We start from the raw sequence: 26,545 nt of genomic DNA on the forward strand, positions 1-26,545 counted from the left end.
CGTGGTCATCATGCTGTCTGCGGTGAGAGTGGCGCTCATGCGTTGCTCCGTCATTCGAAATGGGGCGCTAAGGCCTTGGGGGGCACTCAGGCCTTGATCTTGAAACCTTCGGCGTAGGCCTTCGGGTTGCTGCCGTCCCACACCACGCCATCGATGAACTTCGACGAGCGCAGATCGCTCTTCGGCACATTCACCTTGGCAGCGGCGGCCGCCTTTTTGTAGATGTCGATCTTGTTGACTGCCTTCGCGACAGCGAGATAGTCCGGGTGCTCTTTCAGCAGGCCCCAGCGCTTGTGCTGGGTGAGGAACCACATGCCGTCTGAAAGATAGGGATAGTTGGTGGCACCGTCCTTGTGAAACTTCATCGCGTTCGGATCGGTCCACTTCTTGCCAATCCCGTTGTCGTACTTGCCCTCCCAGCGATCCTCAATCACTTCCATGGTGGTGTTCACATAGGCCTTGTCAGCGAGGATGGTGGCGGTCTTCTTCTTGTCGACTTCCTGATCGATGAAGCGCGACGCTTCAAGGATCGCGGCGGTCATCGCACGCGCCGTGTTCGGATACTTTTTGGTGAACTCGTCGGTGGTGCCAAGCACCTTTTCGGGGTGATCCGTCCAGATATCCTGTGTGGTGACCGCCGTGAAGCCGATCTTGTCGAAGATCGCGCGTGCGTTCCACGGCTCACCAACGCAGTAGCCGTCCATATTGCCCACGCGCATGTTGGCCACCATTTGGGGCGGCGGCACGGTAATTACCTTCGCATCGCTCATCGGATTGATGCCGTTGGCGGCAAGCCAGTAATAGAGCCACATCGCGTGCGTTCCTGTCGGGAAGGTCTGCGCGAAGGTGTATTCGCGCTTCTCTTTCTTCATCAGCGCCGCGAGCGAAGGGCCGTCGGTCACGCCCTTGTCTTTCAACAGATTACTCAGCGTGATCGCCTGCCCGTTGTTGTTGAGCGTCATGAGCACTGCCATGTCCTTTTTCGGCCCGCCGATGCCCATGTGCACGCCGTAGACCAAGCCGTACAGCACATGCGCCGCGTCGAGCTCGCCATTCACCAGCTTGTCGCGCACGGCAGCCCAGCTGGCTTCTTTGGATGCGATGATCTTGATGCCGTATTTCTCGTCGAGCTTCAGCACCGACGCCATCACCACGCTGGCGCAGTCGGTCAGCGGGATGAAGCCAATCCTCACCTCCTTCTTTTCCGGTGCGTCGGAACCCTGCGCCCACGCGCCCTGGCGGACGGCGGCGGGCACCAGCGACATCAGGCTCGCAGCGCCGGCGCTTTTCACAATCTTGCGGCGCACAGCAGACTGCGGCGCCAACGCGGTCGATACCGAATCCTGATCGGCTGCGCTTTCACCATTCAATTCAGAAACCGGGTTGCGCATAGCGCTCATGACGTACTCCGCAAAAGAAAAAGGGGCGCGCGACCGGTTGGTCACGAGCCCCTGTGCTCAAGGAAAAGCGAATTGTTCGGACTGGAGAGACTGTTGCGATCGCCTTTGATCGCTACAGGCCCGTTAAGCGAGAGTCGTGCCAGCGTCGCAACTGACCCGTATTACCGCCTGCGTGTGTGCATGCACCAATTTTGCGCCGCAACATTCGCTCATGCACCAGCAAGCAGGCGCTCGGCAATTTCGGAAATGGTGCAGCGATCACGCATTGCCTGACTGCGCAGTTGTGCATAGGCGTCGGATTCACTGAGCCCTTGTCGACGCAGCAGCGCCTTGGCTTGGGCAATCACCCGCTCGCGGTTGGCCTGACGTCTGGCATCAAGCAACTGCGCATATTGGTCCTGATCGTGCCTGAAGCGCTCCAGCGCGACGTCAATCACCGTGCGCAGACGCTTCGGGCTGAGCCCGGCGACCACATAGGCCGACACCCGCGCCTGCATCGCCGAGCGCATGGCAACGGGATCGTCATCCTCGGTAAATACGACGATTGGGCGTTCGCGAAACTGCGACACCACGCAGACCTGCTCCATGACATCGCGCGCCGCATCGTCCGACGCAATCAGGATAAGGTCCGGGTTCCAGTGGTCCACCTCGGCCTGCAGCGTCAGCGCATTCACCGGCACGCTGCGCACCGTGTAGCCGCTCGATGCGAGCATCGACTCGACCGCTGGCAGGTCATGCTGGGTGTTATGAAGCAACAGAACGCGCAACTGGTGTGCTCCGGGAGAGCGAGCGCTTACGATGTTCAGCAACGGTGCACTGAACCACGTGATGCGCACTTATGCTGCAGTACAGCAATTTTTGTGCAACGTGTGGACCAGCAAGATTTTTGGCAACGCCTTTTGCGTGAAATTACGTCCCGGTGAGGGCAATAGACAGAAAATTTCTCAAGTCGACTTTGGTAAAAATACTGCGCTAAGCCCTTTACAAATAACGATAAGTCGATGAAGCTGTTGCCCACAGATGCCCGGTGTCGCAATTCAGCGACGCAGTTGTGACGCTGCTACAACAGACCCGGAGCAGTGCCGTTTTGGCTTTCAGCGGGCTTTTTTTGCAGAAAATCCTGTGGCTATAATCGTCTGGTCAAATCAGGGGTTATGTCGTGCGAGAGACCCTCGCTCGGTATAGTTTCTGGGGTGACTTAGTTAGAATCAACAGCAATTTGAGGCCGGGGCAAAACCCCGGCTTTTTTTTGCCTGAAATAGTAAAAACCTTATAAATCAATAGGTTGCGCAAAGTCTTGCGGCTGAGAACGAACCCGCAAACCGACGCGAAATGACAATCGAATAACGTCTGCAAGCCACCAGAAATGGCGGCCAAAATCGCCTGATTCAGGGCTACTGCCGGCGCCTGCAAGCGCCTCGGCAAGCAGGGCTTCAGGGCACAAAAAGCGCGATGGATTCGACGTGCGCCGTGTGCGGGAACATGTTGGCCACGCCCGCGCCCGCCAGCCGATAGCCTTTTTCATGAATCAAAATTGCAGCATCGCGCGCCAGCGTGGATGGGCTGCAACTCACGTACACCAGTCGCTCAAGACGCCCGCTGGCGGCCGGCGGCAACGCCTTCACCACCGCCAACGCGCCGTCGCGCGGCGGATCGATCAGCAGTTTGTTGAGCTGCGGCAGCGTGTCGAACCAGTCTTCCGCAATTTCAAAGAGGTTGGCCACGGCAAAGTCCACGCGATCGGCCAGCCCGTTTCCAGCAGCGTTCTCGCGCGCCCGGGCAATCAGCGGCGCCGAGCCCTCAATGCCGTAGGTAAACGCCGCCCGCTGGGCAATCGGCAGGGTGAAATTGCCGAGGCCGCAGAACAGATCGCCGACGCGGTCATCCGGTCGCAACTCCAGCAGCCGCATCGCCCGGCGCACCAGCATCGCATTGATGTGCGGGTTGACCTGGGTGAATTCGGTCGGCTGGAAACGGTAGCGCAGGCCAAACTCGGTGAGCACGTAGCCGAGCGTATGCGCCTCGCCCGGCAGCGGGTGCGCAGTCTCCGGGCCTTTAGGTTGCAGATACCACTGCACCTGGTGTTCGGCAGCGAAAGCGCGCAACAGGGCGAGGTCAGCATCGCCGACCGGCTCCAGATGGCGGAGCACCAGCATTGGCAGACCATCGCCCTGGGCGTACTCGATCTGCGGTGCGCGATCCCGGATCGCGAGGCTCGCTATCAGCGCCCGCAACGGCACCAGCAGATCCGAAACGGCTGGCGGCAACACGCGGCACTCGCGCATGTCGGCGACATAGCTTGACCGCTTTTCGTGAAAGCCAACCAGCACGCCGCCCTTCTTCACGACATGGCGCACCGACAGTCGCGCACGATGGCGATACCCCCAGTGTGGCCCTTCGATGGGCGGCAGCATCTGCTCGGCCTGCACGTTGCCGATGTGTTTGAAGTTGTCTTCCAGCACGCGCTGCTTGGCGGCGACCTGCGCGCGGGCATCCAGGTGCTGCATGCTGCAGCCGCCGCAGACACCGAAGTGCGGGCAATCCGGCGCTACGCGAAACGGACTCGGCCGCAGCACCTGCTCCACCGTTGCCTTGTCATAGTTCGGCTTCGACCGCATGATGCGCGCCACCACCGTTTCGCCGGTCAACCCTCCCTCGACGAATACGGTCTTGCCGTCATTGCGGGCGATGCCCTGGCCTTCGTGATCGGTGGATTCAATGTGGAGCGTGACAGACATGGCAGAGGGCCAAACGGCAAAGTGGCCACGATTTTAGGGATCCGACGGGCCAGCAGCCCGCGCGCCGACTCCGGTGGCGCTGCCGCCGGCACCTAAAATCCCTGCCATGCCCGTGATTCTCGCCATCGAAACCTCTGCCCATGTGGGCGCCGTCGCGCTGCTGCCGGACGCGCCGCAATCGGACAGTGCCATCGTGGAGATCGTTCGGGATGACGCCAAACTGTCCGCGTGGGTGCTGCCCGCCGTCGAACGCGTACTCGCCCGCTGGGGCGGCCACGTGGGCCAGATTGCAGCCATCGCTTTTGGTGCCGGCCCCGGTTCGTTCACCGGGGTGCGCACCGCCTGTAGCACCGCGCAGTCGCTGGCTTATGCCTGGCAGAAGCCGCTGCTGGCGGTCGACTCGCTCGATGCCCTCGCGCAACAGGCGGTGGACGACTGCGCGCAGGTCACGGTCGCCCTGGACGCTCGTATGGGCGAGGTCTATGTCGCCAGTTTCGTGCGTCAGCTCAAAGCGAGCGGCGCCCCCATGCAACGTATGGCAGCGACCACGGTACAACACCCGTCTTCCGTCACACTCGCCAGCAACGCGTTGTTGCTGGGCTCCGGTGCGCCGCTGGTGGCGGCGGCGCAACCAGATGCGCTTGCCAGTGTCATTGACCGCGAGCGCAATCGCACCATCGAGAACCAATGGGCGGTTGGCGTGGCGCGCGTGGCCACCGTGATGCTGGCGCAGGGCGCCAACGTTGACCCACTCGCAGCAGAACCCATTTATGTGCGCAATAACGTAGCGCAAACCGAAGTGGAACGCCTCGCCCACCGCCGGGCAACACAAGCTGTCGCCGCCTGATGCTGACCACGGCCAGCACCCTCAGTTTCTCGGACGCAGCCGTCGCCTTGATGCGAGAGGACGACTTGCCCGAGGTGCTCGACATCGAGCGGCAATCCAACTCGCATCCGTGGACGGAACGCAACTTTCAGGATGCGTTGACCTCCGGTTATCTGTGCCTGACCGCCCGCGAACATCGGCGCCTTTGTGGTTTTGCCGTCGCCCGACTGCTACTTGACGAGGCAGAGTTGTTACTCATCGCAGTCACCCCGGCCGGCCGCCGGCAGGGAGTGGCGGCGCTGCTGTGGAACGATCTGGCGCATCGGCTCTACGCCAGTGGCGCCCGCACCGTGCATCTGGAAGTGCGTGCCTCCAATCAGGGCGCACAGGCGTTCTACGCATCGCGCGGTTTTGTGCGGACCGGAATGCGTCGCAAGTATTACCCGAGTGGATCGCACGACGGCGAACGTGAGGATGCGTGGCTGATGCAGGTACCCCTGACACTGCGTGAGCCCGTACCGGGCAACCACGACAACGCGGAGGCGGCGTGAATTCGCGCGAAGTGATGCTGCGGGAAATCGGGCTCACGCCCATCTGGCAGGCGCGAGGTGTCCCTGGTGCCGTCGGCGACTCAACCGCGTCGAAGATCGCTGCGAGCGAGGCAGACATTGCAGTGACGATCGCTGAACCCGCGGTCACCGCCGTTGCCACCCCGGCGGCCGTGCCGGAAACGCCAAGTGCGGAGCTACCTGTCGATGGCGCCCCCGGGCAACTGGCACACCACGATCGCGCGGCGACCATTGCCAATATGTCCTGGGACGAACTCACTGCCAGCATTGCCAAGTGCACCGCCTGCAAGCTGTGCAAGACAAGGACCCGCACGGTGCCGGGCGTCGGCGACCGCTCGCCATTGTGGATGGTGATCGGCGAAGCGCCCGGCGAGCAGGAGGACAAACGCGGCGAACCCTTCGTCGGCAAGGCGGGGCAACTGCTTGACGCCATGCTTGCGGCCGTCGGCAAAAAGCGCGGCGATGGCGTCTACATCGCCAACGTGATCAAGTGTCGCCCACCCGGCAATCGCAACCCCGAACCGGATGAAATTGCCGCCTGCGAGCCCTATCTGTGGCGGCAGATCGCACTGGCACAGCCAAAACTGCTGCTGGCGGCAGGAAAATTCTCGGGCCAGACTTTGCTGAATCGCGAAGACACGGTGGGCGCCATGCGCGCCAGTGGCGGCAACTACGAGTCGATCCCGGTGGTGGTGACCTACCACCCGTCCTACCTGCTGCGCACCCCCACCGAGAAGGCCAAGGCATGGGATGATCTGATGAAAGCCTGCACACTGGTGCCCTGAGCCCGCCATCTGCAACGCCGCCTCCCCGCAGTCCATCGCTCATGGCGTCGTCCGGTGGCGTGCAACACCTCACCGTCACGTCCTTTTCAATGTCGCTTGAAAATCACCCGCGCAGCGGGCATATTGCGGGCATCGTCAAACTTGCGCTCTTCCATTCACGCTGTGGGCGCCAGCGGAGGAACCTCTGATGAAACGAATTTTTCTCGCGTTTGCTGCCGTCATCGCTGCCGCCGGCCTCTCCGGCTGTGGCTACAACGATATGGCGCAGGGCGATCAGTCGATCAAGGCCGCATGGTCGGAAGTGCTCAACCAGTACCAGCGCCGCTCCGACCTGATCCCGAACCTGGTCAACACGGTGAAGGGTTACGCCGCACAGGAGCAGGACACGCTGACCAAGGTCGTGGAAGCGCGCGCCAAGGCTACGGGCATCCAGGCCACGCCGGAGCTGGTCAATGACCCGGTTGCGTTCAAGAACTTCATCGCCGCACAGGGCCAGCTCCAGGGCGCCCTGAGCCGCCTGCTCGCCGTAGCCGAAAACTACCCGAACCTCAAGAGTGACGCCCTGTTCCGCGATCTGACGGCACAGCTGGAAGGTACCGAGAATCGCATCACGGTAGCGCGCAATCGCTACATCAAGGCCATCCAGGGTTACAACAACTCGGTGGTATCGTTCCCGAGCAACCTGACCGCGATGGTGTTCGGCTTCAAGGAAAAGCCGCAGTTCACCGTGGAAAACGAAGCCGAGATCAAGACTGCTCCGAAGGTCGATTTCAACAAACCGGCACCTGCCGCGCCCGCTCCGGCCAAGCCGTAAGCTCACGAATCGTTGGCCTCGCTGACCAGCGTGCCGATCGTCACGCCCCTGTCTGCGCACCCGCGCGCTGACGCTATCGCCACCGACGCGCGCCGCCCTGCCACCCGGTGGCTTGTTGGTGTGCTGCTCTGGCTGTTCGCACTGTGTGCGGCCGGCGCGCAGGACCTCGCTGCGATACCACCGCTGTCGTCGCGGGTGACCGACGCCGCAGGCATTCTCGGTGCCTCCGCCAGGCAGGAACTGGAGGGCAAACTGGCCGCCTTTGAACAGGCCACCGGCGGCCAGCTTGCGGTGCTGATCGTGAAAACCGCCGAACCTGAAACGATCGACCAATACGGCATTCGCGTTGGCGACGCCTGGAAAATCGGCAAAAAAGGCAAGGACAACGGCGCCATCCTCATCATTGCGATGAAGGAGAAAAAGCTGCGCATCGAAGTCGGCTACGGCTGGGAAGGTGCGCTGCCCGATGTCGAAGCCAAGCGCATCATCCGCGAAGTCATCACACCGTACTTCAAGCAGGCGCAGTTCGCGCAAGGCATTGACGCCGGCATCGACAAGATCCAGCTCGCTGTGGCCAAGGAGAACAAGGCCGAAAGCAACACTGTCAACGACAAAGGGCAGTGGACGCAGAGCCACAACGCCACCAGGACCGACGCCACGGTCGAATCGCTAATGGGCATGGCGCCAGTGTTGCTCGGCGTCTTGGCGGTGCTCTCTTTCCTGCTGCCCTCATTGCTTGTCGGCGGTATCGCTGCCGTCGGCACCTTCTTTTTCACCAACTCCGCACCCGCGGCCGGGGTCGCCGGCTTTATTGGTTTTGTCGTTGCCAACATCCTGCGCGGCATTTTCGGATCAATCCGCCGTTCCCCGTTGGGCGGGCGCCGCGTCTACGGTAATTCCGGCTGGGGCGGCGGCGGTTGGTCATCTGGCGGTGGTGGCTGGTCGTCAGGCGGCGGTGGCAGCAGTTGGGGAGGCGATGGCGGCAGCTTCGGCGGTGGTGGCGCCTCCGGTGGATGGGGCGATGGCGGCGGTGGCGGTGATAGCGGAGGCAGCAGCGAATGAAGAATCGCCTTGTCGCGCACGCCTTGACAACTCGCCGCAACGTGCGACGTGCGCTGCCGAAAGCGAGCATGGACGCGCTGGAAAAGTCCATCGGCATGGCTGAGCGCGGATCGAGCGGACAAATCCGGCTGGTCGTCGAGGCCAACTGGCCACTGCTGCATGTGAAGCACGTCACGCCACGTTCTCGTGCGCTGGAATGGTTTTCCCAATTGCGGGTGTGGGACACCGAGCACAACAACGGCGTGCTAATTTACCTGCTGTTCGCCGAACGTGACGTCGAGATCGTTGCCGACCGCGGTTTCAATACTCGCGTGAGTGCTGCGCAGTGGGAAGCCATTTGTCGCACCATGGAAGCGCGCTTTGGCAAAGGAGAATTCGAGGCAGGGCTCACCGAAGGCATCAACCTGATTGGTGATTTGCTGCGCGAACACTTCGCGGCTGACATGGGCGAGAACGAACAGCCTGATCGCCCGGTACTCGTCTGACCATTTGCCGCCGACGTGACTCCTCGCATCGCATTGATCCATGCGCTCGCCCACTCGGTGGCGCCAATCAATCAGGCTTTTGCTACGCAATGGCCGACAGCAGTGCTGATGAATCTGCTCGACGATTCGCTGTCGGCCGATCTCGCGCGCAACGGTGGCGTGCTTGACGCCCATATGCACACCCGATTTGTCAACTTGACCGACTATGCGATCAGTACCGGCGCCAACGGTGTGCTTTTTACCTGCTCCGCGTTCGGTCCCTGCATCGAGCAAGCGGCTGCACGACATGCATTGATACCTGTGCTGAAACCCAATGAAGCCATGATCGATGATGCCGTTGCCGCAGCGATTACAGCTGGTGGCAGCGCGGCCTGCATCGGGCTGATTGCGTCCTTCGCGCCAACCCTTTCCTCGATGCCGCCCGAGTTTCCAGACAACATCCGGCTTGAATGTGAACTGGTGGAAGACGCGATGCTTGCGCTCGACCAGGGCGCGCTGGAATGGCATGACGACCTGGTCGCAGCCGCTGCAATCAGGCTCCGGGAGCGTGGCGCGCAGGTAATCGCCCTCGCCCAGTTCAGCATGGCCCGCGCCGCCGACGCAGTGGCGCACGCCACGGGATTGCCCGTACTCACCACACCGTCCAGCGCGATACGCTTGCTGCAACGCCGGCTCATCGGCGACCAGAAATAATCAGCGTCTGCGGCGCACCTGTTTGCCGCGTAGGAGGAAATGTGGTTCGCATCTCTGCTGCAAGCGCCAAGAGCGCTCGCCGTTTTGTTCATGGTCTCGCCTTGATCGCTGCGACCGCCGTGACCGCCGCTACAGCGCCCGTTCATGCCCAAAGCTGGCCTACGAAGCAACCGATCAAGCTGGTTGCGGTGTTTCCGCCCGGCGGCTCGGTGGATCAGGTCGCCCGCATCCTGGCGCAGCCGTTGCAAGCGCAGCTCGGGCAGACGGTCATTGTGGAGAACAAAGGGGGAGCCTCCGGTTCGATCGGCGCTGCCTTCGTCGCGCAAGCGCCCGCCGACGGCTACACCTGTGCAGTGGTATTCGACTCACATGCCGTCAATCCGGCGCTGATACCGAGCCTTCCCTTTGATACCAAAAAGGACCTTGCTGCCGTTTCTCTGATTGGCACCGCCGCGATGACCATCGCGACGCCAGCGACCTCGGAATACAAAAGTTTCGCCGACGTTGCTACTGCGCTCAAGGCCGGCAAGCCAGTGAGCTACGGCACCATTGGCAACGGCAGTCTCGGCCATCTGGCGATGACCCTGCTCGGCAAGCAAAATGGCCTCAATTGGCAGCACGTGCCGTACAAGGGCGGCGGGCCGATGATGCAGGATGCCGTCGGTGGCCACGTGCCGCTGGTGATCGGTTCGGTGTTCGTGGTCAAGCCACACATCGACAGCGGTCGCGTGCGCGCGCTAGCGGTGACCACGGCGAAGCGCAGCCCGGAGTTGCCAAACGTGCCCGCGCTCGCCGAGGTCGGTTACGGTCAGTTTGAAGCACCGGCCTGGTGGGCGGTGCTCGCGCCGGCGAAAACGCCACCGGAAATCGTTGCCCGCATGAACGCGGAGATCAGCAAGGCGCTGCAGAACCCCGACACCGCGAAGAAACTCGAAGCGCAGGGCATCAACCTGATTGGCGGCGCACCGGAAACCGCCCGCGTGTTTATCGAAAAGCAGATCGATATCTGGGGCAAGGTCGTGAAAGACTACGGTATCAAGGCAGATTGATCAGAACCTCCTGTCCGCATGAGCAGCAAACCCATCATCGTCGTGCTCGACGACTTCGAGCGCGTCGCGACAGAATTCGCCGACTGGAGCGACGTCCACGCGCGCGCGGACGTACGCATCCATCGGGCCCCCTTGCGCGGCGACGCCCTGCTGCAGGCGCTCACACCGGCGGACGTGATCGTGTTGATGCGCGATCGCACCGCGCTGCAGGCACCGTTGATTGCGCAGTTGCCCAACCTGAAACTGGTCGTGTTCACCGGCACCCGCAACGGCGCGCTCGATACCAAAGCGCTCGCCGCGCGCGGCATCTCGGTCGCGCATACCGGCTGGGGGCCGAACAAGGATGCCACCACCGAACTGACCTGGGCGCTGATCCTCGCCGCACAGAAGCGCCTGCTGACGCACGAGGCCGGGCTGCGTCGCGGCGACTGGCGGCCGCTGCCCTCCATGTTGCCGGTACTGCACGGGCAACGCATTGGTGTGGTGGGCCTCGGGGAGATCGGCGGTCGCGTAGCGAACGTCGCCCGTGCGTTTGGCATGGAGGTGGTGACGTGGTCGCCAAACATGACCCCCGAACGCGCCGAGGCGAAAGGGGCTCGCGCGGTCGCCTTCGACGAACTGCTTGCCACCTCTCACATCATCACCACCCATTTGGTAATGGGCCCGGCCACGAAAGGCCTGTTCGGTGCGCCGCAATTCGCTGCGATGCGAACAGACGCGATCTTCGTCAACACCTCTCGCGCCGGGCTGATCGATGAGGCCGCACTGGTTGCGGCGCTGGCGAAGGGTCGTCCCGGCGTAGCGGCGCTCGACGTATTCAGCGAGGAGCCATTACCTGTGAGCCATCCGCTGCTCGATGCACCCAATGTGCTGCTCACACCGCACCTCGGCTTTGTCGCCGAACCGGTGTTCCGCCGCTTCTATGCCGATGCGGTGGAGACGGTCACGGCGTGGCTCGATGGCAAGCCGTTGCCACGCATACTGGCTACTTGAGCCGAAACCAGTTGTCGAGCGAGATCGTTCCGCCGCCGCGCGCGACCAGATAGAGCAGCGGTGCCGCCCACGACAAGTGCGTCGGCCACGCGTCCGGGTAGACCAGCGTCTGGATCACGGCGGTCATGCCGAGCAGTCCGAGCGCGGCCCAACGGGTGCCCAGGCCCAGAACAAGCAACAGTGGCAGCAGGTGTTCCGCATATGCCCCGGCATAAGCGGCGATTTCCGGCGGAACCAGTGGCAGCTTGTACTCATCGCGGAACAGCGCGATCGCATTGTCGGTGACGCTGAGCCAACCCTCCACCTTGGTGCGTCCGGATTGCCAGAACACCGCAGCGATGCCTGCACGCAGTAGCAATGCGATCAGCCACTCGGGGATCGCCTTGTCGAGCAAAGTGGCAGCACGGTCCCACAGATGCACAGAGCCCGTACCGTTGGGCAGCTGCGACTGCGAACTGGTTTTGCTTGAGGATGCAATGGATTGAGTATTCAAGATGACTCCCCTGCGGGCGCTGCCGTGAGCGCGCCTTGATTTAACAGTTGATGAAATGCGCGCCCCGTAGTCTCGGCACCAAAGCGGCTAGCCGTCTGCTCAATCGCGTCTGCGATGCCAACGTCGGTAGTGAACGCTGCAACAAGCGCAACGGTGGCCTCGTCGCACACCGACCAAAAGACCGCGCCGTGCGGCCGTGTCAGCAGCGCGCCGGCGCCTTGCCATTCGATAGTGGACAGATCGTCCACACCGGAACGCGACGCACACCACAACTGCGCTGCCGGAGTGTCGGCAAACCAGAAGGCGCGCGTGGCCGGGTGCGGATAGATGCGCTCGCCGCTGCCTAACAACGCTTGCATGTTGGCAACGGTGAGGGCCGACGCGTCGGCCGCGCAATGTGCCTCGGTCCAGGCGCGATCCAGCGTGGCGATGGCCGGCAGATATGGCAAGTCGGCAGAGGCCTCCAGCGTGGCGAGAAAAGCATCGAAGCCAGCGCCATAGTCCAGCAAACACGGGTTGGCTGGTGGCTGTTCATCGAGAAATCGGTGCGCAGCCGCAGCAAACCATTCGTCACCGACGAGCTGCACCACCGTCGGGTAGTTAGCCCGCAGCGCGTCCAGCGCGCCAAGGCGCACCGTGTTGCGGTACACGCGAAAAGCCGTTTGCTTCAGCGGTGCATCGTTTGCAGCCGTGCCACTGTCGTCACCATCGAGCGCCGCGATCATCGATGCGATGAACTGCGCATCAGCCGTCGCGTGCGAATTCGCGAGCGGTCGAACTGGTGCGGCACTCAGCATGTCACTGCCGCCTCGTTGGCCCGCAGCAAGTCGCTGGCGGCAACAGGTGCGGCTTCACGCAGGTGCCGGTGCGCCTTATCGCGCTCTGCCAGCAGTTCGTCGAACGACGGCAAATTGCCATCGCGTTCGATCAGGGTCGGAATCGGACCGGTCACCGCGAGCACCTGGCGATGCAGCGCCCACACCGCTTCGCTGACCGGCTGGTCATGCGAATCGATCAGCAGCGACTCACCCAACTGCGGGTCCGCCGTGTAGCCGGCCAGATGAATTTCAGCAACCGACGCGAGCGGGTACGCTGCCAGATAGGCCGCTGGTTCGGTATGCAGGTTGCGTGCACTGATCCACACGTTGTTGAGATCAAGCAACAGCGCACACCCGGTGCGGGCTACAAGCTCGCGCAGAAAATCGGTTTCGCTGAACGAATGGCCAACGATGTCGACGTAGTGCGTCGGGTTCTCAATCGCCACGCGACGCCGGAGCAGCGACTGCATGCGGTCAATGCGATCGGCCACACGCTGCAAGGCGTCCTGCGTGCGCAGGAATGGCAGCAGATCGGGAAAGTAGCGCCCGTCGTGGACCGACCACGCCAAGTGCTCCGACACCAGTGCGGGTTCAAAGCGATTGACCAGTCGTTGCAGAGCCTTGAGATGCCCTTCATCGCGCGGTGTGACACCACCCGATGACAGGCCCACGCCATGCAGCGACAGCGGATGCTCACGACGGATGCGCTCCAGCCACTGCAGCCGCGGCCCACCGGCCACCATGTAATTCTCCGGGTGCACTTCGAACCACAAGCCCTCGCATGCGCCGGCGCGGGAGGAGAGCGCGTCGTCGTAGTACTCGGGTTTGAGCGAAAGGCCGGCAGTCAACATGGTGGCGGTGGACGGTGACACGATGGATCGGCGCAGTCGTGATTACTTGGACGCGACCGGCGTCAGCGAACCATTGCCCTTCGGCGTCTTGATCGTGGTGCAGGTACCCTTCGGCACAAACTTCCACGCGTTGCCCTGATAGTCAGTCTTGCTGGTGCCCGCGCAGGTGGTGCCGGGGCCGGCAGCGCAATCGTTCTTGCCCGCCATCGAAACGCCGTAGCACTTTTCCTTGTCCATATTGGCCTTGTCGTCGGCGTGGGCGACGGCAAACATCGTGGAGAGTGCAGCAGCGCCAATGGCGGAGAGGGCGATACGATGGGTGTTCATGAGAGACTCCTGAGTGGATTTGGGATTTGAGTAACAGCGCAAACTTGCGTTGTGACCTCAAATTCGTGGGCCGTGGCAGTTTGGTTACACAACCCTCTTAAAATTATTTTTTCGGCGGCCTGTAACTTTTCCGCCCCGCAACGCGAACTGGAAGGAAGCCCGATTGCAGGACCGCGAAACCGAACTGCGCCCGCTGATGATTGCTGCTTGCAATGGCAATCAGCAGGCGTACGTGGCGCTGCTGTCGGACATGGCAAAGCTGTTGCGCGGCTTCTTCCGCAAGCGGATGCTGTCGGTCCCCGATGATGTGGAAGATGTGGTTCAGGAAGTGTTGATCGCCATTCACAATCAGCGCCATACCTACGATGCCGGCCAGCCGGTCACCGCCTGGGTGTTCGGGATTGCGCGCTACAAGCTCGCCGACTTCTATCGCCGTCGCGGCAGTCAGGGCAGCGACCATGTCGACATTGACGACGCGGCGGAATGGCTGGCCACCGAGGATCACGACGCGCACGATGCCCGCCGAGATGTGGGCCTGCTGCTCGACGAACTGCCTGAGAAGCAGCGCGACGCCATCCGCTGCGTAAAGATCGAGGGGCTCAGCATCGCCGAGGCGGCCGCGCAGACCGGGCAGTCGGAATCGTCGGTGAAGGTGGGCATCCATCGCGGGCTGAAGGCGCTGGCAGCGCGCATGCGGGGTGCGGCATGAAGACCGACGACCTGATCACCCTGCTCGCCCGCAACGAACCAGCGCCGGATCGCGCGGCGCTCAGCCGCACGCTGCTCTCACTGGTGGCAGGCGGCGTGCTGGTGTCGTTCCTGTTTGTGTACTTTCTGCTGCAACTCAACCCGGCCCTGGGCACCATCGTGGCGAGCCTCTGGTTCTGGGTGCGCTTTGCCTTTATCGCGTCGCTGGCGGGCCTGACCTGGTGGACGCTGCGCCGTCTGGGCAAGCCGGGCGTGGCGGCGCAGGTGCGCTGGTGGCCGTTGCTGGTGCCGTTTGTTGCGCTGGGCCTGCTGGCCTCCGTGCTGCTGATGCAGGCACCGCCCGAAACACGGATGGCGATGCTGATGGGGACCACCTGGCGCGTCTGCTCGATGCTGATCGCGCTGGTGTCGTTGCCGCTGCTGGTGGCGGCTGTCCTGATCGTGCGCCACTTCGCGCCGACCCGCCTGCGCTTCACCGGCGCCGTGTTGGGCCTGTTTGCCGGTGCGATGGCCGCGCTGGTTTACACGCTGCATTGCCCCGAGCTGTCACCCGCATTTCTGGTGGTCTGGTACAGCCTCGGCATGCTGATTCCCGCCGCCGTCGGTGCCGCGCTGGGCGAGCGCCTCCTACGTTGGTAAGGCTCGGGCGGATCTCCAGCGAGATTCAGCCGCCACTTCTGGCAGCATCTTTTTGCGCGAACGCCCATTCCTACTGGGCTCAGAGCCCGATTTGGTCAAAAGTCGACTTTTGGCGAATTGACCTTTGAGCCCATACTAAATAGGACCTCCAGCAAAAAGCCATCGACCGAAAGTGCCACGAGCGACCCATTTGTGGCACAATTTGCGAAAATTGACACATTGTGGCACCGCAGCAACTCCGTGTTGCGGAATACGCCCCTCACCCCTCCACCATGCGCACCCTCGGCATCCGCGAAGTTCGCCAGCGTTACGAGATCCTCAAGGAAACGCTCGACGCTGAAGGCGAAGTGATCCTCACCCACCACGGCAAGCCGTTCGCACGGGTGTTGCCGATCGAGCCAGTGAAACCGCGCAAGCGCTGGAAGCCTCACCCGGAGCTGGCGGACATTCCGTTTCAGCAAGTGCCGAGCGAAGTGCTGCTGGCTGAAGAACGGGAGCGTGACATTTGATCTATCTCGACACCAGCTCTCTGACCAAAGCCTATGTCAGCGAGCGCGGCAGTGACGACGTAAGACTGATGCTGGAGCACACTGTGGAGCCCATCTGCATCAGCACGCTGTCGCTCGTCGAGTTCCGATGCGCGCTGGCACGCCGCACGCGGGCGCTGATGCTCACTGAACCCGATTCCCAGCGCATCTGGGCGAGCTTTGAGGGCGATGTCGATGACGGCATCTTCGACGTTCTTCCCGTTGACAACGACGACCTGATCAACGCGCGCCGCCTTATCGACGCCGTTGCGCCGCTACCGTTGAAAGCACTCGACGCACTTCATCTGGCTGTCGTCAGGCGCGCGCACGAGCGTGACGGAACAAGCTTCATCACCTCTGATGCACAGCAGGCGGCTGCCGCCGCCGCGCTCGGCATCGCCACAAAGACCATTGCACTGACACTTTAAGAGCTGCCTCTCCCGAGCCATGACCACCGACCACACCACCCCCGCCCCGCAAGACGAAAACCACATCATCGCCGAGCGCCGCGCCAAGCTGACCGCCCTGCGCGAAGCCGGCCAGGCGTTCCCGAACGACTTCCGCCGCGACAGCCTCGCGGGTGATCTCGCGGCGAAGTACGGCGACAAAACCAAGGAAGAGCTCGACGCGTTGAACGTGAGCGTGAAGGTCGCCGGCCGCATGATGCTCAAGCGGGTGATGGGCAAGGCCAGCTTTGCCACCGTGCAGGACATGTCGGGCCGCATCCAGTTCTTCGTCACCGACGACGGCGTGGGCGCTGAGGTGCACGACGCCTTCAAGCACTGGGACATGGGCGACATCATCGCCGCCGAGGGCGTGCTGTTCAAGACCAATCGCGGTGAGCTCTCGGTGAAGTGCGCGACGCTGCGCATCCTGACCAAATCGCTGCGCCCGCTGCCGGAAAAATTCCACGGCCTGACCGATCAGGAGCAGAAGTATCGTCAGCGCTATGTTGACCTGATCATGAGCCCGGAGTCGCGGCGCACCTTCGAGATTCGCTCTAAGATGATCTCGTTCATCCGCAATTTCTACGTCGAACGCGGCTACCTCGAGGTCGAGACGCCGATGATGCACCCGATCCCGGGTGGCGCGGCGGCCAAGCCCTTCATCACGCATTACAACGCGCTCGACCAGCAGATGTACATGCGCATCGCGCCCGAGCTTTACCTCAAGCGGCTGACCGTCGGCGGCTTCGAGAAGGTGTTCGAGATCAACCGCAACTATCGCAACGAAGGCATCAGCACGCGGCACAACCCCGAGTTCACGATGCTCGAGTTCTACGAGGCGTATCAGGACTATCACTACCTGATGGACCTGACCGAGACGCTGCTGCGCGAGTGTGCGCAGCACGTGCTGGGCAGCACCACGATCAAGTTCGGCGAGCTCGACATCGACCTCGGCAAGCCGTTCGACCGCCTGACGATGGCGCAGGCGATCATGAAGTACAACCCGCACTACACCGAAGCGCAGTTGAACGACATGGAGTTCCTGCGCAACGCGGTGAAGAAGGCGGGCGAGGAAGTGCGCGCGACCGACGGCCTCGGTCTGCTGCAACTCAAGCTCTTCGAAGCGAACACCGAAGAGAAGCTGATCCAGCCCACCTTCATCATTGCGCACCCGACCGATGTGTCACCGCTCGCACGCGCCAACGACACCAACCCGGCCGTCACCGACCGCTTCGAGCTCTTCATCACCGGCCGCGAAATCTGCAACGGCTTCAGCGAACTCAACGACCCCGAAGACCAGGCCGCGCGCTTCCAGTCGCAGGCCAAGGCCAAGGACGCCGGCGACGAAGAAGCCATGTTCTACGACGCCGACTACATCAAGGCGCTCGAGTACGGCCTGCCACCGACAGCAGGCGAAGGCATCGGCATCGACCGCCTGGCGATGCTGTTCACCAATTCGCCAACGATTCGCGATGTGATTCTGTTTCCGCAGTTGCGGAAGGAGTAGGCGACCGCAGAAGTGCGTGACCGTAGGCTGGGTTGAAAACCCAGCAAACGCAACAAGAAGTAGTCACATGAGAACCTACAAGCGCCTGCAAATCGAAGGCGGTTGTTACTTCTTCACGGTCAATCTGGCTAATCGCCAGCACAACGATCTTCTCGTCCGCGAGATTGAAGCGCTACGCGATGCTTTCCGGCAGACGCGTGCCGATCATCCGTTCGAGATCGACGCCATTGTCGTGCTGCCCGAACACCTGCACACAATCTGGCAATTGCCGCCACATGACAGCGACTTCTCCACGCGCTGGCGGCTCATCAAATCGCGCTTTTCACAGGCCATCAAAACAGGTGAACATATTTCCGAAAGTCGCCTGAAAAAAGGTGAACGCGGAGTCTGGCAACGTCGATTCTGGGAACATCTCATCCGCGACGATGTGGATTACGCGCGGCACGTTGATTACATCCACTACAACCCGGTCAAACACGGGCACTGCGCGCGCGCAGCGGACTGGCAACACTCCTCGTTTCAACGTTGGGTCGACCAAGGCATTTATTCAATCGATTGGGCAGCAGCCGACGCGACTCGCGAATTGTCGTTCGAATGAATGCCCCAGCTCTCGCAGGCTGGGTTGAGGAACGAAACCCGGCACGCGTTTGCATCGGAAGCGCTGGGTTTTCAACCCAGCCTACGTACTAGGCCAACTTGCGTTGACGAATCCGCGTCAATGTTTCGTCAACGTGCGGTGGATACGCGCCCGAAAAATACTCGATAGCAAGAGGATTACCAGTCCAGAAGTGTGAACACAAATCGGACATCACTGAAACCTGCATGTCGCAATTGAATTTGAACAGCTTCTTCGAGCGTGCTTTGACATGTCTGATGTGCTTTGTGTTGTGATTTAAATCCGAGTCTCTTTGTTCAAGGTATTCTGCAGATGTGTAGTATTGCATCGCGCCGTCAAAGTGACGAAAGACCCCTCTCTGTAAATCAAATTCAGCGTGTATGTAGCGAGCAGGGAAATAGTCAATTTCTCCAACGCTAACGCGCACTTGGTCAGTTTTGAATTCGATGCCTTGAAAAGTTTTGATCCCGGCCTTTTCGCTCCACGCGATTTGAAGAGAATGAGCATCGGAAAACAAGAACCGTGTTTGTGACTCCGATATGTCAAGGGGTGGTCGCAGCTTCGCGATGCCAGCGGAAATGCTTCGCACGTCTTCTGCGAATTTTGCACCGTACCATGTGTCAAGCTCGACGTAGCAAAGATCATCCCGGTTGATCCTGACCCTGTCTTCATCGACCGCAAGGAATGCCGCCAGTGTTTCGGGTTGCATCTGCCAAAAGCGACTAACAAAGTGAGGGGCGAAATTGTTTCGCTCATTGAGGGCCCGGCGAAAATGCGGATGTGCCATAGCAGTGAATTGCCCACCGCGGAGATACCCGGCCATACTGCTTGCATTTGGAAAGGCTGCCTTTAGGTCCGAAAACAAGACCAAGCCGTCTTTGTCCCGTTGAAGCTCGTGTGCTAGCTTCCAAAAAATTCCGCTCTGCTTCGCGATGATCCCTATCTTCGGGTCATAGTCGAAGTCGCCTTCACCTAGCGCAACTCCCTTGCTCCGGGCGTAGGTCCGGAAATCTTGAATTAGGTCTGCATGAGCAAGCAAAGTCTCGCGTCGTTCCGTCTCAAGTGCTTCAACGTACCGTGCCATAGCCGCTTCCTCGTCAAATGTAACGGGAACAGTCGCCTGGTAGTTGATCGTCATTGCTCGTCCTTTGTCCGCGAAACTCGGTAGGGCGTGGGCCCGCACGCTACCTATATCAAGCACCCACCAACCTCCCCTGCAACCAAGCCTTGATGAAGGACTAACGAGGCGTGTCGCGTTTGTTCGCGCCGTTCTTGATGCCTTCGAGCACGTGTAACAGCAAGAGAAAGAAATGCTGTCGTTGCTTGGTTTCGGGTTGGCCGGCGTCAAGCGCTCCGTCTTGGATAAATCCAGATACTCCGTCGTGTCGTGCGTATTCCAAAAATCGTGCTCGACCACTTCGTTCTCGGATGGTGGATTGGCCGGCAGGCAGAACGGAGCGCGACCGAAGTAAGCTAAGCGCCATCCACCACCCACCGGCTCAAGCGCAATTCACAACACTTGAAGATGAGGTACGCGACCATCGACACATAAGTGCTGACCAGCAACTCCAGGAGTTGAATCGCTGCGCCTTCGCGCAGCGCCAGCCAGCCGTGCTGACTGATAAACGTGACGTTTGCGATCAGCAGCATGCCCAGATTCACCGTGCCCGCGGCAAACGCGAGAAAGCTGATCCCTAGCACCAGGAAGGTGACGGGACGTCGCGAAAGCACCTGAGCACGAAACCAGCGCAGCATGCGGATGATTGTAGGGATGCTGCTGCAATCCGCAACGGCTGCCACGCTATCGAAAGATATTCGCTTGCCGCTGTAACCGATCAAGCCAAATCCGCGAATAGAGGGGGTGGCTGCGGCAACCCTCGCCAGCCGCCACGGCTCTCAATCAAATGAATTCAGCCGCAAGCGATCCGATTCGACTTGGGTGGGGTTTCCTTTGCCTGCGAGATCCGTCACGCGCAGTCAACTTCCATGCAATCTCTATTGAAAGGTTATGAAATGAAACATATCAAAGGCGTTCTCACCGCAATGGCACTCACCGGAATGCTGGGAGCAGCGACGCCGGCACTCGCTGTGAACGACGCGCTCTACGGCAGCGAGCAGTGGTCACGCGAGTACATGACGAGCGTGCGCCCGCTCGTCGCCAAGCTGGCGATGGCGGACAAGAAGAAGGTGATGGACATGGAGATGGCCATCATTCGCATGGAATCTGACCACGCGATGACCATGATGAAGATGGACACCGACCACAAGATGGCCATTGCCAAGATGCGCCGCGAACTGGAGGAATTCATTTACGGCAAGGGCGCCTTCTAACGCCGCCAGCAAACCGCAGATTCACGTGAGCAAGGCAACGGCGCACGTGGCGTCGTTGTCTGCTCCGTCGCGGCCGCGATTCCGTCAGCAGCGACTGGCCGCCGTGCGAGGCCTCTATGGCTTGCGTGATTGCCTTGGTCCCGGCCACGTTTCGCTTGGCCGCGATCGTCCGGTCGGCAATTGCTACCGAGGTTAAACGTCGATGATCGATTCGTTGCCTCATTGGCATGTTACGTGCTGCAATAGGGTCCCGCGCCACTTCCAGACGGAGCAGTCCCATGCACACTCACCGCCATTCCCGATTCTTCCTTTGGGCTCTTTTCGTGCCCCTGGTTGCGCTTGCGCCAAGCGGTGGTGCGCTGGCTCAAACCAAGTATCCCGATCACCCCGTCAAGGTTATCGTTGCCCTCCCCGCCGGCGGCAGCGTGGACATGATCGCGCGTTCACTGGGACAGAAGCTCAACGCCTCGCTCGGACAGCCGTTCATCGTCGACAACCGTGCCGGCGCTTCCGGGCAGATTGGCATGCCGGTCGTCGCCAAGGCTCCTGCTGATGGCTACACGCTGACTGTATCGCCCGCGTCGTTTCTCACCACCAACAAGAGCATTTTCAAGACACTGCCGTACGACCCGGAGGCAGATTTCGCGCCGGTGTCACGACTGGTCAATCAGCCGATGGTGCTGGTGGTCAAAGACAAGGCGAAATACCCGACCGTGGCGGCGCTGCTGGCGGCGGCGAAGGCGGCACCGGGTCGCCTCACGTACGCCTCGTCCGGCGACGGCAGCCCGCAGCATCTGGCAGGACTGATGTTTGAGACACGCACCAAGGCCAAGCTGCTACATGTACCCTACAAGGGCGGCGCGCCCGCCGTGAACGACACGCTGGCGGGCAGTGTGGATGCCATGTTCGCCGTGATGCCCGAGGCGATCCCGCACGTGCAGGCGGGCAAGCTGCACGCGCTGGCGGTGATGAGCCCGCAGCGCTCGCCCGCGTTACCCAACGTACCGACGATGGCAGAAAGCGGCTTCGCGGACCTGAGCCTCTCGGCGTGGATCGGCCTTTTTGCCCCCGTGAAGACACCGCGCCAGATCATCGACCAGCTCAATCGCGCCGTGCAGGCCGCGCTGGATGCTGAGATGAAGGCGAAACTCGCCGAGAACGGCATGGAAGTCTCGGCGAGTACGCCAGAAGAGTTGCAGCAGATGGTAGCCCGCGACCTCAAGCTGCATGCCGAACTGGTCAAAGCTGCCGGGCTGGTGCCGCAGTAGCGATCACACTTGGGGCAACCTGGCGGGACGACGCGCGTTACACGAGTGCGTGCTGCCGGGTGGCACTTTCGCGGCCGACAACAATCATCCGCCAGCCAGCCGCCCCACCACCTCAACTACCCCGCCTTTGCCCGCCCGCACCACCACCGCTTCACCCATCGCCGGGACAACACCAGTGAGCGCCGTGATGTTCACCTGATGGGTGACGAGAAGCAGCGTCTCGCCGCGCTTGATGGCGGCGATGCGCTTGCGCACTTCGGCGGATTGTCTGGCCTCGGTGCCACGATCGTCAAAGAAAGAGTTGAGGGCGGACCAATCCTCTGCGGCGCCGGCAATCGCGGTTGCGGTGTCCCGGCAGCGGCACCACTGGCTGGTCAACACCTGGGAGAACCGCACGCCCGCAACACTCATGCGCTCGCCGAACCGGGCCGCTGCAGCACGCCCCTGCGCAGAAAGGTTGCGCTGGGTATCGCATGCTCCCAGCCTGAAACCGGGTGGGTCTCCAATGCCCGGCACGGTCTGCGCATGCCGCAACAAGATGGCAACGCCGCCATCACGAAGGTGCTGAAGTACCCGCGCCTCTTCGCTGGCGGAGTTTTCAGCGGCAACGCTCGCTGTCATATTGAGTGCGCATGCCAGCATGACGACCAGCGCCAGCCACCGCTTGCTTGCAGCGCGATAAACGTGGAGCCCCAGTCGGGTAGATGCAGTCATCAACATGCGGACGATCATCGGCGGTTGATTGGACGTGGTCAATACGGACTCTCCCCTACGTCGTGGCGGCGCTGGTGCGAGCCGTATGATTCGTGGTCATCGGTGCAGATTGCATCAAATCGACATTGGAAATCCAGCAATGGGCAAAGCAAGGGCGACGTCGGACGATCCGTTCAAGGGGTATCGCGTCAAGGGCAAATTCAAGCTGCGCGATTTCGACCCGGAGGCCACGCCCTTCGCGCGGGGTGACGAGGCAGCACAACGGACGCGGCTGGACGCGCTGGCGACCGAGCTTGACGCCTTGCAGGACCGTCTGCATGCCGGTGGTGAGCGCAAGCTGCTGCTGGTGCTGCAGGGCATGGATACGAGCGGCAAGGACGGCACCATCCGTTGGGTATTCTCGAAAACTTCGCCATTGGGCGTCCGCGTTGCGGCATTCAAGGCACCTACCGAGGAGGAACGGGCGCGTGACTTTCTCTGGCGCTGCCACGCGGTGGTGCCGCGTGCGGGCGAGCTGATGGTGTGGAACCGCAGTCACTACGAAGATGTGCTGGTACCGCCGGTGAATGGCTGGATCGACAAGGACGAAACGACCCGCCGCTGCGAGCAGATCAATGCATTCGAAAGCTTGCTCACCGACACGGGCACCCAGATTGTGAAATGCTTCCTGCACATCAGCCCCGACGAGCAGAAGAAGCGCCTGCAGGCCCGCGTCGATGACCCAGCCAAACACTGGAAGTTCAGCATGGGCGATCTTGAGGTCCGCAAACAGTGGCCGCAATATATGCGTGCCTACGAGCGCGCACTGGCGGCCACATCGAGCGCCGCTGCGCCGTGGTATGTGATCCCGGCGAATGACAAGCTGCACCGAAACCTGATGATCGCGGAACTGCTGGTGCGTACCCTGCAGAACATGAAACTCGCCCCGCCCCAGGCAAACTCCGCGCTTGCCGGTCTGCGCGTGGAATAGGCGCGGCAGAGGCACATCCGAACCAGGTACAGGCGCCGTTGGGCTCCCGCAATCGCACCTATGGCAACAGACAACGAATCATTGATCGCGCAGCTGTGGCTTGATCCGCTGCGCCAAATCACGCCGCTGAAGATGTATGCGCTGTACGGCGCGGCGATGCGGGTGTTGCCAATAGGCCCGGCGCAAGGCACGGCCAACGCCGGCGGGTTGCTGCTCGTTTCGCCACGGGCGATCAGTCAGTACGACCAGATGAACTACGGTGATGTCGACTGGGTTGTCATACCGGCGCTACCGGCAATTGCGGGCGACGAAACCATTGAGGCTTGCGTCACGACAATTCTGGACGCAACGGGTGGCAAGCCATTTGTGCTGAAGACGATTGATACCTCCGTCGTCTCCGCGCTGGAAAGGCGTCTGCAGCAGCCGCTGAGCTACCGACGCGCCCTGTGCACATTTGGTTTGCCCGATGCCCGCTTTGAGGCTGGGGTGTTGTCCGATCAAAGTCTGCGGACAACAGCACACGTCCCCGATGCCGCACTGCCGCTACTCCGCGCCCACGGGATCTATTCCGACAAGGAACTCAGCGCACTGTTCGCTGATGGCAGCGCGCGCTGCCATATCCGTTTCGATGCCGGTCATTTGGCCAGCGCCAACGCGGTCGCTGTGCTGCTGACGTTCGCCAACACACCTGGCATCCATGAAATCGGCTCGCTACACGTCCGTGCCGACGCCAGGCGGGCTGGGCATGCACGCGCACTGCTTCACTGGGCGCTGGCTGATCTCCAGGCGCGAAGGCTCGCAGTGCGCTATGTAGTCGATGCTGCGAACGCCCCATCCATCGCGTTGGCAAAGGCTGTCGGACTGAAAGAACAGTTGCGACTCGAACACTGGGTGTCTGCGTAGCGGCAATGCTTCTGCGCCAGTTGCAATCACACCAGGCCGCGCTCGGACGCACTATGGCATCAGGCTTTGCAGAAGAGCCTCAATCTGCGAATCCGATCGGGTTGCGCCGCTGCTTGTGGCCCCTGCGATCAGCGCGGTCGCGCGCAAACCCAGCTGGTAGCGCAAGATCAACAGCCCGTCGCTCATCGCGTCGAAGCGACCGTCGCCGTCAATATCGAGCATCGGTTTGATCAGATCAATGTAGGCAACCGTATCACCCGGCGAGCGTCCGTTTTGAGTCGCCACATGAGCGTCTGCAGTGATCGCACCTGCCGAATAGCCAAGCAGGTAGCGAAGCAGCATCATTCCGTCGCTGCCAGCGTCATACTGCGTCGGTGTGTTGCTCGCATCGACATCGAGCGACACCATGGTGCCGGCAGGAGCGAAGGTTGCCGACACGTCATTGCTGGCCGCAGCATTGAAAGTACAGCTTGTTGCATTGCCGCTGCAGCCTGCGCCCATCCAGCCAATGAAGACCGAGCCATTGGTCGGTGTAGCGGTCAGAGCGACTGGCGTGCCGATTGCCACCGTTTTGCTGCATGAGCCAGGGCAGTCAATACCGGAAGGATTGCTCACGACGCGACCTGTCCCTGCGCCACGAAGCGTAGTGTTGACAACGCCAGCGTTGGCGGCAGTAACCACCGTCAGCGAAAAGTTCTGGGTGATAGCAGGGCCGACACCATTGCTTGCAGTGAACACAAGCGGATAGTTGCCTGCGGTGCCGGCATCGGCGACGCCGAATATTGAATAGGTAGTGTTGGTACCCGCCAGACCATCCAGCAGTGACGGCAGCGTGCCCGACTGAGTTAGCACGGGTAGCGGGTAACCACGCGCGGAGACGTCGAAATCGCAATTGGCAGTGACTTCGATACAGGTGATGTTGTCGGGGCTGACAAAGCTCGGTGCCTCATTTACGGTCAGCGTGAAGCCCTGTACCGCGTCGGCATCGTTCGACCCATCGGTCGCGGTGAACTGCAGCTGATAGACCCCCCCGGTACCTGCGGCCGCCGTGCCCGACAGCGTACCAGTGTCGTTGCAAGGGCCATCAGCAACGCTGTTGCAGACATTGTTGTCGACGAATGTCAGCCCGGATGGCAATGCGCCTGACGTCAACGCCACATGGACCACCTCGCCATTCAGCGCGAACGTGTTGGTGCCGCGTGCGCTGACGCTGAAGGTGCAGGTGGATCCTGCGGTGCAGGTTGCGGTGGCGGCAGATGTAATGGCAAGGTAGTTGTTGACCGTCAGCGTGAAATTCTGAGTCGCTGAACCGGCACTGTTGGTTGCCGTGAACACCAATGGAACGACGCCTACCGCCGTAGCAGGCATGCCCGACAGCGTCGCTGTCCCGTTGCCATTGTTGGTAAAGGCCATCCCTGAAGGCAAGGTGCCACTGGTCAACGCCACGTTGGTATTGGTCGGATAACCTGCCGTGGTGATTGTGAAGTTGCAGGCAGTATTCGACGCGCAGCTGAGGCTGGCGAAACTCGTGAAGCGAGGGGCTTCGTTGATGGTCAACGTGAAGCTCTGGTTCTTCGAAGGCGGTACGCCGTTCACCGCGCGAAACTTGAACACATAGACACCGCCGTTACCTGCGACGGGCGTTCCGCTGAGCGTGCCCACGCCACTATTTGCTGCCGCAGAGAACGTCAGTGACGACGGGATGGCGCCGGCCTTGCGCGAAATCGTCGGTAGCGGCGTGCCTGTTGCTGTCGCCTGGAAACTACCCGGCACACCGACCACGAATGTCGTACTTGCTGGCGACGTGAACGTTGGTGATCCTTGCGCAGCGACAGCCACCTGCGGCACCGCCAGGAGCACAACCACTGCTGCACTGGTCGCAGCAAAAATATTTCGGGCAAAACCCGGCCGGACAATAAAACCCCACATATACACCACCGTATCGCATATTTATTCCATCAATGTACTGCAAACAGCGTGTGACGGAAAGTAGGGCTCCCCGCTCCGGCTTTG

30 protein-coding genes are annotated in these 26,545 nt (G+C 61.4%); 19 read left to right on the plus strand and 11 right to left on the minus strand.

Features of this window, described 5'->3' with window-relative positions; translation table 11 throughout:
• Window positions 1-86 precede the first annotated feature (86 nt).
• The 3 genes from FKL89_RS16070 to rlmD all read right to left on the minus strand — a co-directional run bounded on the left by FKL89_RS16070 (window position 87) and on the right by rlmD (window position 4,138).
• Window positions 87-1,400, minus strand: coding sequence for a CmpA/NrtA family ABC transporter substrate-binding protein (locus FKL89_RS16070; protein ID WP_238363391.1), 1,314 nt, complete (start codon window positions 1,398-1,400; stop codon window positions 87-89).
• Window positions 1,401-1,609: 209 nt separating this feature from the next.
• Window positions 1,610-2,167: an ANTAR domain-containing response regulator gene (locus tag FKL89_RS16075; RefSeq protein WP_156863758.1), complete on the minus strand. Its 558-nt coding sequence runs from the start codon at window positions 2,165-2,167 to the stop codon at window positions 1,610-1,612.
• Between the two features lie 666 nt (window positions 2,168-2,833).
• Window positions 2,834-4,138, minus strand: coding sequence for a 23S rRNA (uracil(1939)-C(5))-methyltransferase RlmD (rlmD, locus tag FKL89_RS16080; RefSeq protein ID WP_156863759.1), 1,305 nt, complete (start codon window positions 4,136-4,138; stop codon window positions 2,834-2,836).
• 106 nt (window positions 4,139-4,244) lie between these two features.
• On the opposite strand from rlmD, the gene tsaB reads away from it, so the two are divergent.
• The 9 genes from tsaB to FKL89_RS16125 all read left to right on the plus strand — a co-directional run bounded on the left by tsaB (window position 4,245) and on the right by FKL89_RS16125 (window position 11,414).
• The gene (gene tsaB / locus FKL89_RS16085) at window positions 4,245-4,985 is read left to right on the plus strand and encodes a tRNA (adenosine(37)-N6)-threonylcarbamoyltransferase complex dimerization subunit type 1 TsaB (RefSeq protein WP_156863760.1); all 741 of its coding nucleotides are present in this window, start codon (window positions 4,245-4,247) and stop codon (window positions 4,983-4,985) included.
• On the plus strand, window positions 4,985-5,515 hold the full coding sequence (rimI, locus tag FKL89_RS16090) for a ribosomal protein S18-alanine N-acetyltransferase (RefSeq protein WP_156863761.1): 531 nt from the start codon (window positions 4,985-4,987) through the stop codon (window positions 5,513-5,515). The genes tsaB and rimI overlap by 1 nt, the downstream gene beginning before the upstream one ends.
• The gene (locus FKL89_RS16095; RefSeq protein WP_156863762.1) at window positions 5,512-6,318 is read left to right on the plus strand and encodes a uracil-DNA glycosylase; all 807 of its coding nucleotides are present in this window, start codon (window positions 5,512-5,514) and stop codon (window positions 6,316-6,318) included. The genes rimI and FKL89_RS16095 overlap by 4 nt, the downstream gene beginning before the upstream one ends.
• A gap of 187 nt (window positions 6,319-6,505) precedes the next feature.
• Window positions 6,506-7,132, plus strand: a complete 627-nt coding sequence (locus FKL89_RS16100; RefSeq protein WP_156863763.1) for a LemA family protein — start codon at window positions 6,506-6,508, stop codon at window positions 7,130-7,132.
• A gap of 12 nt (window positions 7,133-7,144) precedes the next feature.
• Entirely contained in the window at window positions 7,145-8,194 is a 1,050-nt protein-coding gene (locus FKL89_RS16105; RefSeq protein ID WP_156863764.1) for a TPM domain-containing protein, read from the plus strand.
• A complete protein-coding gene (locus FKL89_RS16110) occupies window positions 8,191-8,679 on the plus strand; it encodes a TPM domain-containing protein (RefSeq protein WP_156863765.1) in 489 nt (162 codons plus the stop codon). Before FKL89_RS16105 ends, FKL89_RS16110 begins: the two co-directional genes overlap by 4 nt.
• Before the next feature lie 15 nt (window positions 8,680-8,694).
• Window positions 8,695-9,372, plus strand: a complete 678-nt coding sequence (locus FKL89_RS16115) for an arylsulfatase (protein ID WP_156863766.1) — start codon at window positions 8,695-8,697, stop codon at window positions 9,370-9,372.
• Between the two features lie 41 nt (window positions 9,373-9,413).
• Window positions 9,414-10,421, plus strand: a complete 1,008-nt coding sequence (locus tag FKL89_RS16120; protein ID WP_238363392.1) for a tripartite tricarboxylate transporter substrate binding protein — start codon at window positions 9,414-9,416, stop codon at window positions 10,419-10,421.
• 18 nt (window positions 10,422-10,439) lie between these two features.
• The gene (locus FKL89_RS16125; protein ID WP_156863767.1) at window positions 10,440-11,414 is read left to right on the plus strand and encodes a D-2-hydroxyacid dehydrogenase family protein; all 975 of its coding nucleotides are present in this window, start codon (window positions 10,440-10,442) and stop codon (window positions 11,412-11,414) included.
• Here FKL89_RS16125 and FKL89_RS16130 read toward each other — a convergent pair.
• The 4 genes from FKL89_RS16130 to FKL89_RS16145 are packed head-to-tail and all read right to left on the minus strand — an operon-like array spanning window position 11,407 to window position 13,903.
• Complete coding sequence (locus FKL89_RS16130; protein WP_181955238.1) at window positions 11,407-11,856, minus strand: DoxX family protein; 450 nt, start codon at window positions 11,854-11,856, stop codon at window positions 11,407-11,409. The genes FKL89_RS16125 and FKL89_RS16130 overlap by 8 nt on opposite strands.
• 47 nt (window positions 11,857-11,903) lie before the next feature.
• Window positions 11,904-12,704, minus strand: coding sequence for an HvfC/BufC N-terminal domain-containing protein (locus tag FKL89_RS16135; RefSeq protein ID WP_156863768.1), 801 nt, complete (start codon window positions 12,702-12,704; stop codon window positions 11,904-11,906).
• On the minus strand, window positions 12,698-13,576 hold the full coding sequence (gene bufB, locus FKL89_RS16140; RefSeq protein ID WP_156864752.1) for an MNIO family bufferin maturase: 879 nt from the start codon (window positions 13,574-13,576) through the stop codon (window positions 12,698-12,700). The genes FKL89_RS16135 and bufB overlap by 7 nt, the downstream gene beginning before the upstream one ends.
• A gap of 42 nt (window positions 13,577-13,618) precedes the next feature.
• Entirely contained in the window at window positions 13,619-13,903 is a 285-nt protein-coding gene (locus tag FKL89_RS16145) for a BufA1 family periplasmic bufferin-type metallophore (protein WP_156863769.1), read from the minus strand.
• A gap of 163 nt (window positions 13,904-14,066) precedes the next feature.
• On the opposite strand from FKL89_RS16145, the gene FKL89_RS16150 reads away from it, so the two are divergent.
• The 6 genes from FKL89_RS16150 to FKL89_RS16175 all read left to right on the plus strand — a co-directional run bounded on the left by FKL89_RS16150 (window position 14,067) and on the right by FKL89_RS16175 (window position 18,328).
• Window positions 14,067-14,612: a sigma-70 family RNA polymerase sigma factor gene (locus tag FKL89_RS16150; protein WP_272953702.1), complete on the plus strand. Its 546-nt coding sequence runs from the start codon at window positions 14,067-14,069 to the stop codon at window positions 14,610-14,612.
• Window positions 14,609-15,250, plus strand: a complete 642-nt coding sequence (locus tag FKL89_RS16155) for an NrsF family protein (RefSeq protein ID WP_156863770.1) — start codon at window positions 14,609-14,611, stop codon at window positions 15,248-15,250. Before FKL89_RS16150 ends, FKL89_RS16155 begins: the two co-directional genes overlap by 4 nt.
• A gap of 272 nt (window positions 15,251-15,522) precedes the next feature.
• Window positions 15,523-15,759 (plus strand): type II toxin-antitoxin system Phd/YefM family antitoxin, encoded by a 237-nt coding sequence (locus FKL89_RS16160; protein ID WP_156863771.1) that lies wholly within the window; start codon window positions 15,523-15,525, stop codon window positions 15,757-15,759.
• Window positions 15,756-16,205 carry a type II toxin-antitoxin system VapC family toxin gene (locus FKL89_RS16165; RefSeq protein WP_156863772.1) on the plus strand — a complete coding sequence of 150 codons (450 nt, stop codon included), beginning with the start codon at window positions 15,756-15,758 and terminating at the stop codon, window positions 16,203-16,205. The genes FKL89_RS16160 and FKL89_RS16165 overlap by 4 nt, the downstream gene beginning before the upstream one ends.
• A gap of 19 nt (window positions 16,206-16,224) precedes the next feature.
• Window positions 16,225-17,730 (plus strand): lysine--tRNA ligase, encoded by a 1,506-nt coding sequence (lysS, locus tag FKL89_RS16170; RefSeq protein ID WP_156863773.1) that lies wholly within the window; start codon window positions 16,225-16,227, stop codon window positions 17,728-17,730.
• Window positions 17,731-17,797: 67 nt separating this feature from the next.
• On the plus strand, window positions 17,798-18,328 hold the full coding sequence (locus tag FKL89_RS16175; RefSeq protein ID WP_156863774.1) for an REP-associated tyrosine transposase: 531 nt from the start codon (window positions 17,798-17,800) through the stop codon (window positions 18,326-18,328).
• A gap of 88 nt (window positions 18,329-18,416) precedes the next feature.
• Here FKL89_RS16175 and FKL89_RS16180 read toward each other — a convergent pair whose 3' ends face one another.
• Window positions 18,417-19,484 carry a hypothetical protein gene (locus FKL89_RS16180; protein WP_156863775.1) on the minus strand — a complete coding sequence of 356 codons (1,068 nt, stop codon included), beginning with the start codon at window positions 19,482-19,484 and terminating at the stop codon, window positions 18,417-18,419.
• A 335-nt stretch (window positions 19,485-19,819) separates the two neighbouring features.
• A complete protein-coding gene (locus FKL89_RS16185; RefSeq protein WP_156863776.1) occupies window positions 19,820-20,185 on the minus strand; it encodes a hypothetical protein in 366 nt (121 codons plus the stop codon).
• Between the two features lie 174 nt (window positions 20,186-20,359).
• Between FKL89_RS16185 and FKL89_RS16190 the strand changes: the two genes are divergently transcribed.
• Window positions 20,360-20,677, plus strand: a complete 318-nt coding sequence (locus FKL89_RS16190; protein WP_156863777.1) for a hypothetical protein — start codon at window positions 20,360-20,362, stop codon at window positions 20,675-20,677.
• 278 nt (window positions 20,678-20,955) lie between these two features.
• Window positions 20,956-21,945, plus strand: a complete 990-nt coding sequence (locus FKL89_RS16195; protein WP_156863778.1) for a Bug family tripartite tricarboxylate transporter substrate binding protein — start codon at window positions 20,956-20,958, stop codon at window positions 21,943-21,945.
• 84 nt (window positions 21,946-22,029) lie between these two features.
• Here FKL89_RS16195 and FKL89_RS16200 read toward each other — a convergent pair whose 3' ends face one another.
• Complete coding sequence (locus tag FKL89_RS16200) at window positions 22,030-22,701, minus strand: histidine phosphatase family protein (protein WP_238363394.1); 672 nt, start codon at window positions 22,699-22,701, stop codon at window positions 22,030-22,032.
• Window positions 22,702-22,798: 97 nt separating this feature from the next.
• Between FKL89_RS16200 and FKL89_RS16205 the strand changes: the two genes are divergently transcribed.
• Both FKL89_RS16205 and FKL89_RS16210 read left to right on the plus strand, forming a co-directional pair.
• Window positions 22,799-23,629: a PPK2 family polyphosphate kinase gene (locus tag FKL89_RS16205; protein ID WP_156863779.1), complete on the plus strand. Its 831-nt coding sequence runs from the start codon at window positions 22,799-22,801 to the stop codon at window positions 23,627-23,629.
• A 60-nt stretch (window positions 23,630-23,689) separates the two neighbouring features.
• Window positions 23,690-24,532: a GNAT family N-acetyltransferase gene (locus FKL89_RS16210; RefSeq protein ID WP_156863780.1), complete on the plus strand. Its 843-nt coding sequence runs from the start codon at window positions 23,690-23,692 to the stop codon at window positions 24,530-24,532.
• Between the two features lie 51 nt (window positions 24,533-24,583).
• Here the strand turns inward: FKL89_RS16210 and FKL89_RS16215 are convergent, their stop codons facing one another.
• Complete coding sequence (locus tag FKL89_RS16215; protein ID WP_156863781.1) at window positions 24,584-26,398, minus strand: putative Ig domain-containing protein; 1,815 nt, start codon at window positions 26,396-26,398, stop codon at window positions 24,584-24,586.
• Between the last annotated feature and the right edge of the window lie 147 nt (window positions 26,399-26,545).

Origin of the sequence: Casimicrobium huifangae (assembly GCF_009746125.1) — a bacterium.
Taxonomy (GTDB): domain Bacteria; phylum Pseudomonadota; class Gammaproteobacteria; order Burkholderiales; family Casimicrobiaceae; genus Casimicrobium; species Casimicrobium huifangae.